Origin of the sequence: Pseudomonas sp. PSE14, assembly GCF_029203285.1 — a bacterium.
Classification (GTDB): domain Bacteria; phylum Pseudomonadota; class Gammaproteobacteria; order Pseudomonadales; family Pseudomonadaceae; genus Pseudomonas.
This window is the reverse complement of the sequence record NZ_CP115669.1, coordinates 2207682-2223489: the sequence shown is the minus strand read 5'-3', so window position 1 is coordinate 2223489 and position 15808 is coordinate 2207682. Positions and strand designations below refer to the sequence as shown.

Below are 15808 nucleotides of genomic sequence, written 5' to 3'. Positions count from 1 at the left end.
CCGTGCAAGGCATCGGTCGGCCACCGCTGCTGGACCGCCTCGCCGACGACGGAGAGGCGGAGCCGGTCTTCGACAGCCGCGCATTGGCGGCCTCGGTCGCGCAGGAGCTATCGCGCCTGCTCAACAGCCGCAGCCCGGCCGGCAACGGCGTCGGCATCCTCGCCTACGGCATCGCCGACTGGACGGCCCTGCAGGCCCGCCGCGAAGCCGACCGGCTGCACCTGGCGCGGGAGATCCGCCGCGCGGTGACCCGCTTCGAACCGCGCCTGGGGCTGAGCGAGGTGGTGGTCGACGCCGATCCGCTCCAGCCACAACGCCTGCGCGTCCGCCTGCTCGGCAACCTGCGCCAGGATGCCAGCCGCGCACCGCTGCTGTTCGAACTCATCCCCGTTGGCGGAACACTGGAAGTACGCCATGAGCGACTCGATTGACGCCGAACTGCTGGACTACTACCAGCGCGAGCTGACCTGGCTGCGCCACGCCGGCGCGGGCTTCGCCGCGCGCTATCCCAAGGTGGCGCGGCGGCTGGAACTGGGCCCCGGCGAATGCGGCGACCCCCATGTCGAACGCCTGCTGGAAGGCTTCGCGCTGTTGGCTGCGCGTCTGCAGCGCCGCCTGGACGACGACTACGCACAGTTCAGCGATGCCCTGCTGGAACAGCTCTACCCCCTTGCCCTGCGCCCCCTGCCTTCCTGCGCCGTGGTGCGCTTCGAGCCGGACCCGGCCAAGGGCAACCTGAGCGCCGGCTACCGGCTGCCGCGCGGCACCCCGCTGTTCGTCAGCGTGCCGGGCCAGGAGCGCATCGACCTGCCCGAGGAACTGCGTGGCCAGACCCTGCACTGGCGCACCACCGATGAAGTCACGCTGTGGCCGCTGCGCATCGCCGAAGCCGTGCTGCTGGGGGCCGAAGAAGCCCAGGCCGCCACCGGCGCCGCCGGCATCCGCGCCGCCCTGCGTCTGGACCTGCGCTGCCTCGACAAGGGCGGCTGGGCCGCGCTGGCAATCGACAGTCTGCGCATCCATCTGACCGCCAACGCGGTGGCCAACGCCGCGCTGTTCGACCTGCTCGGCGCCCATGCCTGCGGCCTCATGGCCGAAGCCGAAGGCGCCGAGCCGCAGCGACTGGGAGGCTTGCCGCAACTGGTCGGCTTCGATGCCGAACAGGCCCTGCTGCCCGAGGACGACCGCGTCCACCCCGGCTTGCGTCTGCTCGCCGAGTACTTCGCCTTCCCCGACAAATTCGCCTTCTTCGATCTGCCGCTCCACGGACTGCGCGCCAGCGGCGAGCAACTGTTTCTCTACATCCTCTTCGACCACCCCGCATCCACTCGCCTGAACTTGCAGGCCAGCGACCTGGCCTTGGGCTGCGTACCGGCAATCAACCTGTTTCCGCGCACCTCCGAACCACTACGACCAAATGGCACGTGCAGCGAGTACAGACTGGTCGCCGATGCCCATCGCGAGAATTCGGTGGAGATCCACAGCATCCGCTCTCTGCGCGCCAGCACCCCGCAAGGTGTGGCGGAGGTCGCGGCTTACCACGGCACCCAGCATCGCCCCGGCGCGCCGGGGCTCTACTGGCACGCGCGCCGGGTCGAAGGCATGACGCCCAACCGACGCGGCAGCGACCTGCTGCTGAGTCTGGTCGACGCCGCTCTGCAACCGCTGGAAGACATGCCGCAATACAGCCTGAGCGCCGAGCTGCTGTGCACCAACCGCAGCCTCGCCGAGCGCCTGCCGGCCGGGACTGAACTGTCCTTCGAACGCCCCGGCTCGGTGGCCCGCGCCACCCTGCTGCGTGCGCCGAGCCGGCAATGCCAGCCAGGCCTGGACGGCCCGTCGCGCTGGCAACTGGTCTCGCAACTGACGCTCAACCACCTGTCCCTGGTGGAAGGTCCGCAGGCCCTGGACGCCCTGCGGGAAATCCTCTCGCTGCACGACTTCAGCGAAGACAAGCTCGCCGCCCGCCAGATCGAGGGACTGATTGCGCTGGACTGCGCACGTGTGGTCGACCACGTCGGCAGCGATGCCTGGCGCGGCTGGCGCAACGGCCTGGAGGTTCGCGTGCACCTGGAGCGCCAGGCCTTCGTCGGCGGCAGCGCGGTGCTGTTCAGCGCCGTGCTCGCGCAGTTCTTCTCGTTGTACGCCAACGCCAACCGCTTCGTGCGTACGGTGCTGGTGCAATCGGACCAGGAGACTTGCCGATGGCAACCCCAGGCCGGCCAGCCCATCACTCTCTGAGCCGGCGCCTGCGCGCCGAGCCGCATCGTTTCGAGTGGCTGCAGGCCCTGCTGCTGCTCGAACACGAACAGCCCCAGGCTACGCCCCTGGGCCACGGCAGCCGTCCGGACGCGGAAGCGCTGCGCCTGCGCGGCCCGCTGACGCCGGTGTTCGCCCCCAGCCAGATCGACGCCTTGGAAGACGAGGACGGCCGGCCGCTGCTGCGCACCTCCATCTTTGGCCTGGGCGGTGCCGATGGCGCCCTGCCCTACGCCTACCAGGAGTGGCTGCAGCAACGCGCACGGCAGAAGGATCACGCCCCCGCCGAGTTCCTCGACCTGTTCCAGCACCGCCTGCTCAGCCTGCTCTATCGCGTACTGCGCAAGCACCGTCTGGCCGTGGGCTTCCAGGCACCTTCCGCAGCGCCCGTGCGGCGGCCATTGCGCGCCCTGGTCGGCCTGTTGCCGGCGGGCCTTCAGGAACGCGGCCCGCTGCCCGACGCCAGCGTGCTCGCCCGCAGCGCGCACTTCTCCGGCAATCGCCGCTCGCTGGTCGGCTTCGCCGCCATGCTCCGCGAACAGTTCGGCATCCCCGCCCAGTGCGAAGCCTACGCCGGCGCCTGGCGCGAGATTCCCCCGGCCCGGCGCAGCGTGCTGAAGCGCGGCGGCGCCAACCTCGGGCTCGGCCGCGACGCCATCGCCGGCACCCGCGTCTGGGATGAGCATGCCGGCTTCCACCTGCGCCTCGGCCCGCTGGACGAAGCGACCGCCCGACACTTCCTGCCAGACGGCGTCGCCTATCCGCTGCTGACCCATCTCTGCGCGCTGTACTTCGGTCCCGACCTCGACTGCCGGCTGCGCCTGCTGGTGCGCGCCAGCGGACCGCTCGCCCTGGGGCGAGGCAACGCCCCGCGACTGAACTGGAACACCGGCCTGCGCCGCAAGGGCGGTGCCGTGCAACCCATCGACCTGACCCTGCGCCACGCGGAGATGCCCTGATGGACCTCGCCAGCCTGATCGGCCGCCTCAACCCGGAATCCCGCCGCGCCCTGGAGCGCGCCGCGCAGCGCTGCCTGCAACGCACCCACCACTATGTCGAGATCGAGCACCTGCTGCTGGAGCTGCTGGATATCGACGGCGGCGACCTCGCCCGGCTGCTGCCGCGCTTCGGCCTGGAGCGCGACCAACTGGTGGGCGAGATCAACACGGCGCTGGAGCTGTTCCGCATCGGCAGCACGCGCACCCCGGCGCTCTCGCCGCAGACCATCGGCCTGCTGGAGGACGCAGTGGTACAAGCCAGCGTGCTCGGTCAGCCGGCGATCCGCTCGGGACTGCTGCTGCTCGCCCTGCTCGACCGCGAGGAGCGCCGCGCCCTGCTGCTCAACAGCGCATCCTCGCTGCTGCGCATTCCCCACGAAACGCTGCGGGAAAAGCTTCTGGAATGGACCGAAGGCTCCCGCGAACAGCCACCCGGCGCACGCGCTCCGACCAAGGCCGCAGCCGCCAGCGCAGCGGCCCAGGACAGCCTGCTTGACCAATACACCCAGGACCTCACAGCCGACGCCCACGCCGGGCGCATCGACCCCATCGTCGGGCGCGACGGCGAGATCCGCCAGTGCGTGGACATCCTCCTGCGCCGCCGGCAGAACAACCCGATCCTGGTCGGCGCGCCCGGCGTCGGCAAGACCGCCGTAGTGGAAGGCCTCGCCCTGCGCATCGCCGCCGGAGAAGTGCCGCCGCCCCTGCAAGGCGTGATCCTGCGCGTACTCGACCTCGGATTGCTGCAGGCCGGCGCCGGGGTCAAGGGCGAGTTCGAACAACGCCTGAAGGGCGTGATCGATGCGGTGCGCAGCAGCGAGCAGCCGATCATCCTGTTCATCGACGAGGCCCATACCCTGATCGGCGCCGGCGGCGCGGAAGGCGGCAGCGACGCCGCCAACCTGCTCAAGCCGGCCCTGGCCCGTGGCGAGCTGCGCACCCTGGCCGCCACCACCTGGCTGGAATACAAGAAGTACTTCGAGAAGGACCCCGCGCTGGCCCGGCGCTTCCAACTGGTACAGGTGGAAGAACCCGACGAGGCCACCGCCGTGGACATGCTGCGCGGCGTCGCCGCCAAGCTCGAACAGCACCACGGCGTGCAGGTGCTGGACGTGGCCATCCAGGACGCAGTGAAACTCTCACACCGCTACATCTCCGGCCGTCAGCTGCCGGACAAGGCCATCAGCGTGCTGGACACCGCCTGCGCCCGCGTCGCCCTCGCCCAACACGACGTGCCTCCGGCCCTGGAGAACCTGCGCCACCGTGAACTGGCGGTGGAAGAAGAGCTGCAGCGCCTGCGCCGTGAACAAGCCACCGGCCTGGACCACAGCGCACGCATCACCGGCCTGGAGCAGGAGTCAGCCGGCAACCTGGCGGCCATCCGCGCCCTGGAAAAACGTTGGGGCGAAGAACGCGAGGCGGTACGCGAACTGCTGCAGTCACGCCGCGAACTGCTGACCCTGAGCGAGAGCGCCGACGCCGCCAAACCCGACGAGGAACTCGACGGCCGCATCGATCATCTGGCCGCCGAACTGGCGCGCCTGGAAGCCGGCCTCGACGCCATCCGCGAAGACGACCCGCTGGTACCCGAACAGGTCGACTCCAAGACCGTGGCCGCGGTGATCGCCGGCTGGACCGGCATCCCGGTGGGCAAGATGCTCGCCGACGAAGCCCATGCCATCCGCACCCTGGCCCAGCGCATGGGCCAGCGCGTAATGGGCCAGGAAGCGGCGCTGGGCACCATCGCCCAGCGCATCCAGGCCTACCGCGCCGGCCTCACCGACCCGGCCAAGCCGGTGGGCGTATTCCTCCTGCTCGGCCCCACCGGCGTGGGCAAGACCGAGACCGCCTACGCCCTGGCCGACGCCCTCTATGGCGGCGAGCGCAACCTCATCAGCATCAACCTTTCCGAGTACCAGGAAGCCCACACCGTCAGCCAACTCAAGGGCGCCCCGCCCGGCTACGTCGGCTACGGCAGCGGTGGCGTACTCACCGAAGCCGTGCGCCGCCGCCCCTACTCGGTGGTGCTGCTGGACGAAATCGAAAAGGCCCATCCGGATGTGCTGGAGGCCTTCTACAACGTCTTCGACAAGGGCGTGATGGAAGACGGCACCGGCCTGGTGGTGGACTTCAAGAACACCGTGATCCTCGCCACCAGCAACGTCGGCGCCGAACTGCTGCTGGACACCCCGCCCGAGCAGATCGCCACGCCCGTCTTCGACGAGCGCCTGCGCAAGGTACTGCTGCAAGCCTTCCGCGCCGCCTTCCTCGCGCGCATGACGGTGGTGCCCTACCGGCCGCTGGAGGAAGCGACGCTGGAAGGCATCGTCGTCGCCAAGCTGGAAAAGCTGCGTGAGCGCTACAAGGCGGCCACCGGCAAGCAGTTCGATTTCGATCCGGTGATTGTGAAAGCGGTGCTCGCCAAGTGCAGTTCGGCGGGAGCACGGGATATCGAGAATGTTTTGATGGCGGAAGTGACAGGGAAGTTGGCGGAGTGGGTGCTGGAATGAAAGAGGACGGGCAACCCGACCACTTTCATGCAGCCACAGCCCCGCTCGAATACGGCAACCGAAAGAGCCTGGCGACAGGTCGAACCTTCGCCCCGGCCCCATAACAACAGTAGAGGAGTCGTCATTCATGAAAGACACAATCATCACGTACATAGACAGCGACGGAAAACGCGCGGCAAAAAGCTTGTGGAACAAATACTCCAATATCGCCAGTCTAGTTCCCTTCGATAACCTTAAGTGGATGGAAGACTTTGGCGGAATATTGATCATCATTGGCCACGGAAGCACGATGGTCAAAATGGGAAGATACACTGGCCTGAACAACTCACTGGGTAGATGTGGCAGTTTGTTCATTGTGCTGGCCGCCTGCGAAGTTGGCGAGGTCCACCAGAATATTGGCGAATTGCAATCAATCGCTCAGGGCCTGGCTAATAGCCGCAAGGATTGCATTGTCTGGGGTACGACTAGAGATCTGCCGCAACACGCGGTGGCGGATGGAACCTGCTTCCACAAAAGCCCGATATTCAATTGGCTACAGCCAGCCAACGACAACTTTCCCGGGATGTGGAGACAATTCAGAAAGCAAGCGGAGCAAGACGAAGTCCTTTCCATGATATCGAATCTCAATCTCCGCTCCGTATAGAGCATGCCCTCCAGGCACTATGCACGGTATCGATCGAAACCAACCCGGATGGACACTGATCGGACAAGTAGGGACACTCCTCCCAAGGAGGGAAAAATGAAAATCGGGCGATTCCAATCGGAAGAAGAGTTCTCCGTGGAAGTCATGAAGCAAGCGATCGGACAACGATTATCCGACAGACAAAAATCGGAAAAGGGACGACCTTCGGTTAAATTTCGAAAGCAGTCGGATATGTGTCTGGCGTACAGCATCTCCGACGATCATTTTTATATCGGCTATAGTGCGATCTCAGGCGGTATCATCGGTGGAAAAGGGGCCAGGAAAAAAGTCTATGCCAACTTTGAGGACCCAGACCAACCCAACCGCCGGTTCCAACGCATCAGGAACTTTGTCGGCATCAGCGAACCACTGCAAGTGGGCGTACTGAACAGACCCATTATCAATTGCGCGGAAGCCTGTGCCCTGTCCATTGCAATAAGCTGGGAGCAGTCCGGTTTGAATCTGGTTTTTGTCACCTTCTATCCCGAAGCGGGCGATGGCGCTTCGGTCGGGTCAAAGGGTGAACCCGTACCCAAGCCTCCTTGCGAAAACTGCCAAACCTGGATGAAACAATCCTTTGGTTATTGGGGCGAGCAGGGGCTCGTCTTCAGAGACCCCGGATAAATCCGCTCACTCAACGATAGCCAAGCGTTCACCCGCATCATTAAAACGTTAACTGGCCAGGAGCAGCGATCCAGACTCTTTCAGGCCCTGAGAGCGTATTTCATGCCGCGAGACTCAGCCCCCGATCCCTCCATCTCCCTGACTGCCAGAAAGCTCCTGCTACCTGATCCACAGGCGCTTTCCTCCACGGAGCGCCTGAATGACCTTTGCCTATCGTCGGTCGCCTGTATCTGCAATTCGGCTACTGACCTGGCGGCGGCAATTTGCAGTTCTGCGACGATCAGCCTGATCCACGACAGCTTGCAACGCCCCCTAGACGCCCTGATCTCCGAACTCCACCAACTCCCCGCCGACGCCACCGCCGACCGCTACCAACTCGTACTCAGACCATGGCTCTGGTGGCTGACCCTGGCCAGCAACAACCGGGTATTCCAGAACCTCGCCACCAGCGACATCGTCACGACGATTTTCAAGGCCCACGGTTTCACCGACTTCAATCTGTCGCTGAGCGGCAGCTACGAGCCCCGCGAGTATTGCGTGCAGTACGGCGAAAGCGATTTCGCCTTCGTCTCGCGGCTGCTGGAGGAGGAAGGCATCTTCTGGTTCTTCACCCACGAAGAGGGCAAGCACACGCTGGTGCTGGCGGACAACAACGATGCCTTCCCGCCCATCCCCAACGGGCCGAAGGTGGCTTACCTCGGCCAGGAGATCGGCGTGCGCGAACTGCACGGCATCCGTTCGGCGCAATATTGCCTGCAGGCGGTGGCCGGAACCTACAGCGCCACCGACTACGAGTTCACCACACCCACCACTTCGCTCTATTCCCAGGCGCAGGCGGAGGCCGGGCCGCGCGCGCAGTACGAACACCCCGGCAGCTACACCGCCAAGGCACGGGGTGATGCGCTGACCAAGCAGCGTGTGGACGGTCTGCGCAGCCAGGAGAAGCGGCTGATCGGCGAGAGCGACTGCCGCTGGCTGGTACCGGGGCACTGGTTCACCCTGACCGGGCATGACGACGCCGCGCTGAACATCGACTGGGTGCTCACCTCGGTGACCCACGAGGCCGACCACGAGCATTACCGCAATCGCTTCGAGGCCATCCCCAAAACCACCGCCTACCGCCCTCCCCGCACCACGCCCAAGCCTCGCATGCACACCCAGACCGCCAAGGTGGTGGGCAAGGCCGGCGAGGAAATCTGGACCGACCAGTACGGCCGCATCAAGATCCAGTTCCCCTGGGACCTGCAGGGCAAGAACGACGAGGCATCCTCCTGCTGGGTGCGCGTGGTGCTGCCCTGGAGCGGCAAGGGCTTCGGCATGCAGTTCATCCCGCGCATCGGCCAGGAGGTGATCGTCACCTTCATCGACGGCGACCCGGACCGTCCGCTGGTCACCGGCTGTGTCTACAACGGCGACAACGCCCTGCCCTATGCCCTGCCGGACAACCAGACGCAGTCCGGCATCAAGACCAACTCGTCCAAGGGTGGCGGCGGCTTCAACGAGCTGCGTTTCGAGGACAAGAAGGACGCCGAGGAAGTCTTCCTGCAGGCGCAGAAGGACATGAAGGTGAACGTGCTCAACGACAGCACCGCCACCATCGGCCACGACGAGACGCTCACCGTGCAGAACGCCCGCACGCGTACGGTGAAGGAAGGCGACGAGACCGTCACCCTGGAAAAGGGCAAACGCAGCGTGACCATCCAGACCGGCAGCGACACGCTGGACGTGAAGGACACCCGCACGGTGAAGGTCGGCGCCGACCAGACCCACAGCACCGGCGGCAACTACAGCCACCAGGTCAACGGCAACTTCGAGCTGACGGTGGACGGCAACCTCACCATCAAGGTCAGCGGCACCCTCACCCTGCAGAGCGGCGGCAGCCTGACGCTGAAGACCGACGCCGATCTCGCCGCCCAGGCCGGCACCTCGGTGACCAGCAAGGCGGGCACGTCCCTGACCAACCAGGCGGGAACTTCCCTGACCAACAAGGCAGGCACCACCCTGACCAACGACGCTGGCGTCAGCCTCACCAACAAGGGCGGCGCGGAGCAGACAGTGGATGGCGGCGGCATGCTGACCATCAAGGGCGGCCTGGTGAAGGTCAACTGAGGACAACGACATGGCCAACAGCGGAACCCTGGACCTCAAACGTGGCGACAGCACCCTGCAAGGCCGTCTGCAGGATGGCGCCCTGGAAGGCCCGCTACGCATCAGCGAGCACGGCCGCCCACAAGCCAGCCTCGACTACCGCGATGGCGAACTGCACGGCACCAGCACGCTCTACCACCCCAACGGGCGCATCAGCGCACAGTTGCCCTACGTCCGTGGACGGCTGCATGGCGAGGCGCGCTTCTTCGCCGCCGAGGGCTGGTTGCAACGCAAAGTCAGCTACCGCGATGGGCTGATGCATGGCGAGGCGTCCAGCTACCTTGCCGACGGCACTCTCGCCGAACAGGCCTTCTATCGCGATGGTGTGCAGGAAGGCCCGTTCCGCCGCTTCCACGCCAGCGGTCAGTTGGCCCAGGAAGCGCGATACGCCAAGGGTGTGCCCGTGGAGCAACCACGCGCCTATGCCGAAGACGGTCGACCGCTGGACGAGAACGGCAAGCCGGTCTCGCGACTGCGCTGGTGGCTGGGCAGTCGCGGCGAGCCCAGCGAGGCCTGAGCGGCCTCAGGGAATCAGCATCTGCACCTGGCCGGGCATCAACACCTTGATCACCCCACCCCAGTTGCACATCAACGTTCCATTCGAATCCAGCGCCGGCATGCCGCCCAGCAATACCGTAGGCGGGCCGCCGGGTATCCAGGGCGAGGCCGTGGCCGGCACGCACGGCATGGGCGTCAGCACACCAAGTGCCGCCGCCGTGGCCGCAGCCACCGTCGGGTTGGCCGGACTGCTGCACAGACCAAAAGGCAGGATGTTCACCAACGGAATGTGATCCTGCAGGTTGGCCGCCGGCATGCCACTCGACAGTGTTCGGTTGACCGGCAATACGTTGAGCATCGACGGTGCTACGCCGAAGCTGCACTGCAGGGTTGCACCGCTACAAACCTGGGGACAGCCCATGGAATCACCTCACTCGACGAAGTCCGACGCCAGCTTTCCCGGCCGCCATACCAAGCGCTCCGAACAGGACGTTACTGCCAGGAGTGGATGCTTGAGCACGGACGCGCTGCTGGCAGGATGACCACTCAAACCTTGGCCTCTTCCTTCGCTCCGGCGGCTAGAAGTGCACGCTCCCGGCTCAGGAGTTTCACTATACCGGGGTGACCCGAGATGTATTGATAGAAGTAATACTGCCCCTTGTCGTCATGGAAAATACGGTAAACCTCGGAGACTCTCGTGGAGTGCCCGTGGGACGTTCGCTCGACCAAGACTTCGTAGGAGCCAATCTGGAACTCTTCCAGAACGCTCTGGAAGTCCCGCTTCAAGTCGATCTTCATCTGCTTGCTGGCACGATAGTCTGCCCGCACCGCGAGGTAGATCAGTATCGGTAGAGCAATGATCGTCGCTGCGCAAAGCAACAACAGGAGCATCCCTTTCATGGCGCATCTCCCTGTTACGGGCCTACCGACGATTGAAATCTGTAGCAGTGGGCGCTCAACCAGCTATCCATTCGCCTCACCGCCCCACTATCGTCAAATGTGTGTAGATGGTTTTAAGCAAGGCTGCATAGCGATCTACCGTTAACGTCATACCGGCTGCCCTCGGACGTTACAATGGCACCCGCGCCGATTCCCTCCGATCGGGCACGCCCGGAGCCAGTTTCAGATGTTCACCCTTGTAAACCTCGACACCCCGCCGCCCGAGTCCCTGAAGAGTCAGGTTCTGCAAATGGTGGTGGACTACTTCAGCGACGTCAGCCCGGTGCCGCTGACGCCCAGCAATCCGCTCTATCAGTTGTACCAGTACGTGATCGGCTACGAGGTACATCTGTATCTGCAGGCCATGGACAGCGACGTGGAAAGCACGGCACGGTTGATCCTGGCCCTGGATGATGAGGATCCCTCCCAGGTGCTGGGTTTTGCCCTGTACCTGCCGAGCCAGGACGATGCCGAGGCCTGCACGCTGGCCTATATGGCGGTCAGGGCCAGCCACCGTCGACGCGGGATTGGCCGGGCCCTGGTGCAGCAGATGCTCAAGCATCGTCCCCACGCCGAGTTGGCCTGCGCGGCGAACAAGGTGCCGACCTTCGAGTCGATGGGATTTCAGGTACTGGCAGCGCAGGGGCCGCAGGTGCTGCTGAACACCCGTGATCACCGTTCGGACGGCATGGTGGCGGTGCAGGACCTGGCCCCGATCTACCAATCCAAGGAAGTACGGCAGATCCACGCCTACCTGCTGCAGCAATACGGCAGGAAGGCCATGAGCGAGGCCGAGAAAAAACGCGACCGCCTGCTCGACCAGATGGCCCACCAGGCGCAAGCCTTGGTGAAAGAGCGTTTCCCTACGATTCACTGACGGCCAACTGCCGACGCGATCATCCGGGCATACAGCAGCCGCTCAAGCGATGGTGGTGCCGTGCAAAGGCCTGGCGATCAGGGGCCCAGGCTCTGCCGAATCACTCTGCCGCCATATCCATCTCAGGACTCAATGTGCCAAGCCAGGCAACGATGCTGATAATGGCAACCGCCACCGCAAGTTCCAGGATGATGCTGCGTCGCAGCGCCTTGATGGCAGGCGCATGACGACCCGTTTGCAAGGACCGGTCAAGCAGCGGACTGAGGTGGAAACGATTCGCCGCTGCCAGGATCAGCATTCCCACGAAGAGTGCGATCTTGAGCGCCAGTAACAAGCCGTAGGTGCTTTTCATCACTCCGCTGATTTCCGGGCCAACGATGAGAACGTAGTTGGCGATACCGGTAATGGACAAGCTGATGACGATCAATGCCCCTGCCGACTCGAAACCCGTCAAGGTTCGCGACAGCAAGCGCAGACGCTGCTCCCCATCGAGCCGATTGGAGCGAAGCAGCAGCACGAATGCGATCAATGCTCCGAGCCAGCCACCCGCACCAAGAAGATGTGCGATATCACTGGTGAAGTGGACATAGCGCAAGAGGCCTTCATCCATCGCGCCGTGTCCTGTCCAGGCCAAAGTGGAAAGGGCTGTGGCTCCCAACAGTGAAGACAAGACCAGGCTCAGGGTCGGGGCGCGCCTGCCGAAAATCGCGACCACCGCAATCAGTAGCAGCGCCGCTATTCTGACCATCCAGGTCAGACCTGCATCTGTATCCGTCACGATCATTTGCAGGATGTGGTGATGAAGCTCGAAAAAGCTGGACACTCCACTCATCACCTTCGCCATCTGCAGCATCGCTGCCACAGACAGCAAGGTGCCGATCAAGGCGGCCCATAACAATATCGATTCAAAGTTGAATACAACTCCGCTGACCCGCTCTTGTCCCTTGAGGCTGTATAGCCCGAACAACGCCAGACCAAAAAGCAGAATCAAGTCGATATACAAGGCGAAACGCAGAGCGACAGTTATGGGGTCACCCATGGCTTACTTCACCTTGAAGGTTACAGCGCCAGTAATCGGATGCGTATCAGAGGAAACGGCCCGCCATTGGACCTTATAAGTTCCGGTGGTGAGAGGAGCTGCCGGCGTGATGAGCATCACTTTCGGATCGCTACTGCCTGAGACGGCCGTCTTCACGCCCATGGGCGAGGAATGGGACATGCCCGGCATTTCAGTCATGACGAGCTTGGCGCCGGAGAGCTGTGTCAGCAACGTTTCCGAGAAGTGCAGTTCGATCTTGGCTGGAGCCTCGACGACACTCCCCTCAGCAGGCGAGGAGGAAAGCAGTTTGGGGTGTGCCTGGGCGGCGGCACTCAGCAGCATTCCGGCACCGAGCACCGCCGTGGCGGCAAGCGTTTTCAGGTTTTGCATGCAAGACTCCTCGCGATTCATACCGCTCTACTTGTTTGTTTATCTTGGAAGGAACGAAGAAGGCTGGAAGCGGCCGGTTAGAACCACATGCGCACGCCGAGGACCAGGCGCGTTTCGCTGGAGTCCTCGCCCTCGTCACTGGCGTAGTCCGCTGTCTTTCCATAGAGATGGTTCCAAGTGACGCCGACGTACGGCGCGAACTCTCGGTAGATCTCATAACGCAGCCGCAGTCCAACCTCCGCATCGGAGATGCCGGACCCGGTGCCACGCTGCGGGTCATTCCGGCCATAGAGGTTCACTTCGGCCGTCGGCTGAAGGATCAGGCGATTGGTCAGGAGGATGTCGTAATCCCCTTCGAGCCTGAGAGCGCTTTGGCCGCCCTCCCCCAGGAACGCAGTTGCCTGGGTTTCGAAGTCATACAGGGCCATCCCCTGGACACCAACGGCTGCCCAGGTTTGTGGCGAGCCAGGTTTGAAGTCCTGCCGCACGCCGCCAACCACGTCCCACCAGGGGCCGATGGAGTGCCCCCACAGGGCCTGCAGCTCGGCACTCTCGGTAACCCCATTGAGTCGCTCCCCTTCGGAGCGCAACCACAGGCGATCAACATTGCCGCCAACCCAGCCGTTGGCCTCCCAACTGAGGGCACTACCTTGATCGGCGTCCTGCCACTCCAACTTATCAATGACGAATAGGGAGTTGAGTGCTTGTCCCATATGGTGGTCCATGCCGCCCTTGTACACAGCGGCACGATCAGCATCGGTCAACACAGGAATTGGCGTGCGGCTTTCCGTTGGTGCAGCCGGTTGCATCCCTTGCATGTCGGAGTAGTCCGCATCCTGCATCTGGGAGTGATCCATTCCTTGCATCTGGGAATGATCCATCCCCTGCATCTGGGAGCCATCCATGCCTTGCATCGGCTCTTCAGCGTGGGCACCAGCCAAAGGAAGCAAACTCACCCCAAGGACTGCGATGCGGGCCAAAACGGAGTGACGGGTCTGTTCGAGGTCCATGCTGTTCTCCTATTCCTGCACTCGCACTTCACGGAACATGCCCAGTTCCATGTGATACATCAGGTGGCAGTGATAGGCCCATCGACCAAGCGCATCAGCCGTCACGCGATAGCTGCGCTTCGACCCCGGCGGCATGTCGATGGTGTGCTTTCTCACCATGAAGTTGCCCTGTTCATCCTCCAAATCACTCCACATGCCATGCAAATGGATGGGGTGCGTCATCATGGTGTCGTTAACCAGGGTGATACGAACACGTTCGCCGTACGTGAGGAGCAGCGGCTTGGCATCGGCAAACTCGATACCATCGAACGACCAGGAGAACTTCTCCATGTGGCCGGTCAGGTGGAGCTCGATGGTTCGGGATGGGACTCGTCCGTCAGGATCTTCGAACGTGCTCTTGAGGTCGGCATAGGTCAGCACGCGCCGGCCATTGTTACGCAAGCCAATACCTGGATCGTTGAGCTTCGCCGTAGGGGTCATGGTCTGCATGTCGACCAAGGGGTTATCGGCCTCGGACGCAGGGTGCGATTGCATCTGTGCGCCCATTCCCTGCATCTGGCTGTGATCCATGCCAGTCATGCTGCCATGGTCCATACCGGTCATATCCATGCCGGCCATGTCGCCGTGGTCCATGCCAGACATATCCATGCCCGCCATGCTTCCATGATCCATTCCGCCCATGCCCATATCGTCCATGGTGATTTGCGGACGGGGATCCAGCGCCGGCACTGGAGCACTGACACCTTCCCTTACGGCCAGGGTGCCCCGGGCGTAGCCCGTACGGTCCATGGACTGGGCAAAAATGGTGTACGCGGCCTGGTCTGTCGGCTCGACAATGACGTCATAGGTTTCAGCAACGGCAATGCGGAACTCTTCAACACTCACTGGCTGGACGGGCTGCCCGTCGGCAGCCACCACTGTCATCTTCAGTCCGGGAATCCGAACATCGAAGTAGGTCATAGCAGAGGCATTGATGAAGCGCAGTCGGACCTTCTCGCCCGGCTTGAAGAGGCCGGTCCAGTTGCTATCAGGAGCGTGACCGTTGACGAGGTAGGTATAGGTATAACCACTTACATCAGCGAGATCGGTAGGGCTCATCTTCATTTCTGCCCACATCTTGCGATCTGCAACGGTCTGCGACCACCCCTTCTCGCTTACATCATCAATGAAGTCGCCAACCGTGCGCTTGTGAAAATTATAATAACCAGAGTCTTTCTTCAGTTTCGCAAGGACACGACTGGGACTCTCATCAGACCAATCGCTGAGCATGACGACATAATCACGATCGCAAGAGAATTTCTCTGGTTCCTTGGGATCGATAATCAAAGGCCCGAAAACGCCAAGCTGCTCTTGGAAACCGGAGTGGCTATGGTACCAGTAGGTACCATGCTGATTGACCTTGAATTTGTATTCGTACATTCCATCGGGCGCGATTCCCTGGAAACTTAAACCTGGCACACCATCCATGTTGGCGGGGAGGATAATTCCGTGCCAATGAATGGAGGTATCTTCCTTCAGGCGGTTGCGAACGCGGAGCGTAATCGTGTCACCCTCGCGCCAACGCAAAGTTGGCCCGGGAAGCGATCCATTGATGGTCATTGCCGTACGAACTGCGCCAGTCAGGTTGACTGGAGTTTCACCAATGAACAGATCGAACTCCGTTCCGGCAAGCACTGTCGGTTGCCCCGGACTGGCAAGGGCCCAGACTGGAGTGCGCCACAAACCAAGCCCGCCGAGAATACCTGTCGCCGCAAGGCCCTTAACGAAAGTCCGTCTTGACGTTTTGTTCTGCATTCCGCTACGACCCTGCCAGGAGAGAGTTCTTATGAGCCAT

15 protein-coding genes are annotated in these 15808 nt (G+C 63.0%); 9 read left to right on the top strand and 6 right to left on the bottom strand.

Going from position 1 to position 15808, the window contains the following annotated elements; translation table 11 throughout:
* Positions 1-2: 2 nt before the first annotated feature.
* The 8 genes from tssE (at position 3) to O6P39_RS10410 (ending at position 9738) form a co-directional block, all read left to right on the top strand.
* On the top strand, positions 3-431 hold the full coding sequence (gene tssE / locus O6P39_RS10445; RefSeq protein WP_275611264.1) for a type VI secretion system baseplate subunit TssE: 429 nt from the start codon (positions 3-5) through the stop codon (positions 429-431).
* A complete protein-coding gene (gene tssF, locus O6P39_RS10440) occupies positions 415-2241 on the top strand; it encodes a type VI secretion system baseplate subunit TssF (protein ID WP_275611263.1) in 1827 nt (608 codons plus the stop codon). The genes tssE and tssF overlap by 17 nt, the downstream gene beginning before the upstream one ends.
* Positions 2205-3218, top strand: coding sequence for a type VI secretion system baseplate subunit TssG (tssG, locus tag O6P39_RS10435; RefSeq protein ID WP_275611262.1), 1014 nt, complete (start codon positions 2205-2207; stop codon positions 3216-3218). Before tssF ends, tssG begins: the two co-directional genes overlap by 37 nt.
* Complete coding sequence (gene tssH / locus O6P39_RS10430; protein WP_275611261.1) at positions 3218-5767, top strand: type VI secretion system ATPase TssH; 2550 nt, start codon at positions 3218-3220, stop codon at positions 5765-5767. The genes tssG and tssH overlap by 1 nt, the downstream gene beginning before the upstream one ends.
* A 127-nt stretch (positions 5768-5894) precedes the next feature.
* Positions 5895-6410, top strand: coding sequence for a hypothetical protein (locus O6P39_RS10425; protein WP_275611260.1), 516 nt, complete (start codon positions 5895-5897; stop codon positions 6408-6410).
* A gap of 96 nt (positions 6411-6506) precedes the next feature.
* Positions 6507-7073, top strand: a complete 567-nt coding sequence (locus tag O6P39_RS10420; protein ID WP_275611259.1) for a hypothetical protein — start codon at positions 6507-6509, stop codon at positions 7071-7073.
* Between the two features lie 102 nt (positions 7074-7175).
* Positions 7176-9182 carry a type VI secretion system tip protein VgrG gene (gene tssI / locus O6P39_RS10415; RefSeq protein WP_275611258.1) on the top strand — a complete coding sequence of 669 codons (2007 nt, stop codon included), beginning with the start codon at positions 7176-7178 and terminating at the stop codon, positions 9180-9182.
* 10 nt (positions 9183-9192) lie between these two features.
* Positions 9193-9738 carry a toxin-antitoxin system YwqK family antitoxin gene (locus O6P39_RS10410; protein WP_275611257.1) on the top strand — a complete coding sequence of 182 codons (546 nt, stop codon included), beginning with the start codon at positions 9193-9195 and terminating at the stop codon, positions 9736-9738.
* Positions 9739-9744: 6 nt separating this feature from the next.
* On the opposite strand, the gene O6P39_RS10405 is transcribed toward O6P39_RS10410, so the two are convergent.
* On the bottom strand, positions 9745-10140 hold the full coding sequence (locus tag O6P39_RS10405) for a DUF4280 domain-containing protein (protein ID WP_275611256.1): 396 nt from the start codon (positions 10138-10140) through the stop codon (positions 9745-9747).
* A 125-nt stretch (positions 10141-10265) separates the two neighbouring features.
* The gene (locus O6P39_RS10400) at positions 10266-10619 is read right to left on the bottom strand and encodes a hypothetical protein (protein ID WP_275611255.1); all 354 of its coding nucleotides are present in this window, start codon (positions 10617-10619) and stop codon (positions 10266-10268) included.
* A gap of 226 nt (positions 10620-10845) precedes the next feature.
* On the opposite strand from O6P39_RS10400, the gene O6P39_RS10395 reads away from it, so the two are divergent.
* On the top strand, positions 10846-11535 hold the full coding sequence (locus O6P39_RS10395; protein WP_275611254.1) for a GNAT family N-acetyltransferase: 690 nt from the start codon (positions 10846-10848) through the stop codon (positions 11533-11535).
* A gap of 100 nt (positions 11536-11635) precedes the next feature.
* On the opposite strand, the gene copD is transcribed toward O6P39_RS10395, so the two are convergent.
* The 4 genes from copD to O6P39_RS10375 all read right to left on the bottom strand — a co-directional run bounded on the left by copD (position 11636) and on the right by O6P39_RS10375 (position 15768).
* A complete protein-coding gene (gene copD, locus O6P39_RS10390) occupies positions 11636-12574 on the bottom strand; it encodes a copper homeostasis membrane protein CopD (RefSeq protein ID WP_275611253.1) in 939 nt (312 codons plus the stop codon).
* A gap of 3 nt (positions 12575-12577) precedes the next feature.
* Positions 12578-12964 carry a copper homeostasis periplasmic binding protein CopC gene (copC, locus tag O6P39_RS10385; protein ID WP_275611252.1) on the bottom strand — a complete coding sequence of 129 codons (387 nt, stop codon included), beginning with the start codon at positions 12962-12964 and terminating at the stop codon, positions 12578-12580.
* 77 nt (positions 12965-13041) lie between these two features.
* The gene (locus O6P39_RS10380; RefSeq protein WP_275611251.1) at positions 13042-13974 is read right to left on the bottom strand and encodes a copper resistance protein B; all 933 of its coding nucleotides are present in this window, start codon (positions 13972-13974) and stop codon (positions 13042-13044) included.
* Positions 13975-13983: 9 nt separating this feature from the next.
* A complete protein-coding gene (locus O6P39_RS10375) occupies positions 13984-15768 on the bottom strand; it encodes a copper resistance system multicopper oxidase (protein ID WP_275611929.1) in 1785 nt (594 codons plus the stop codon).
* Positions 15769-15808 lie beyond the last annotated feature (40 nt).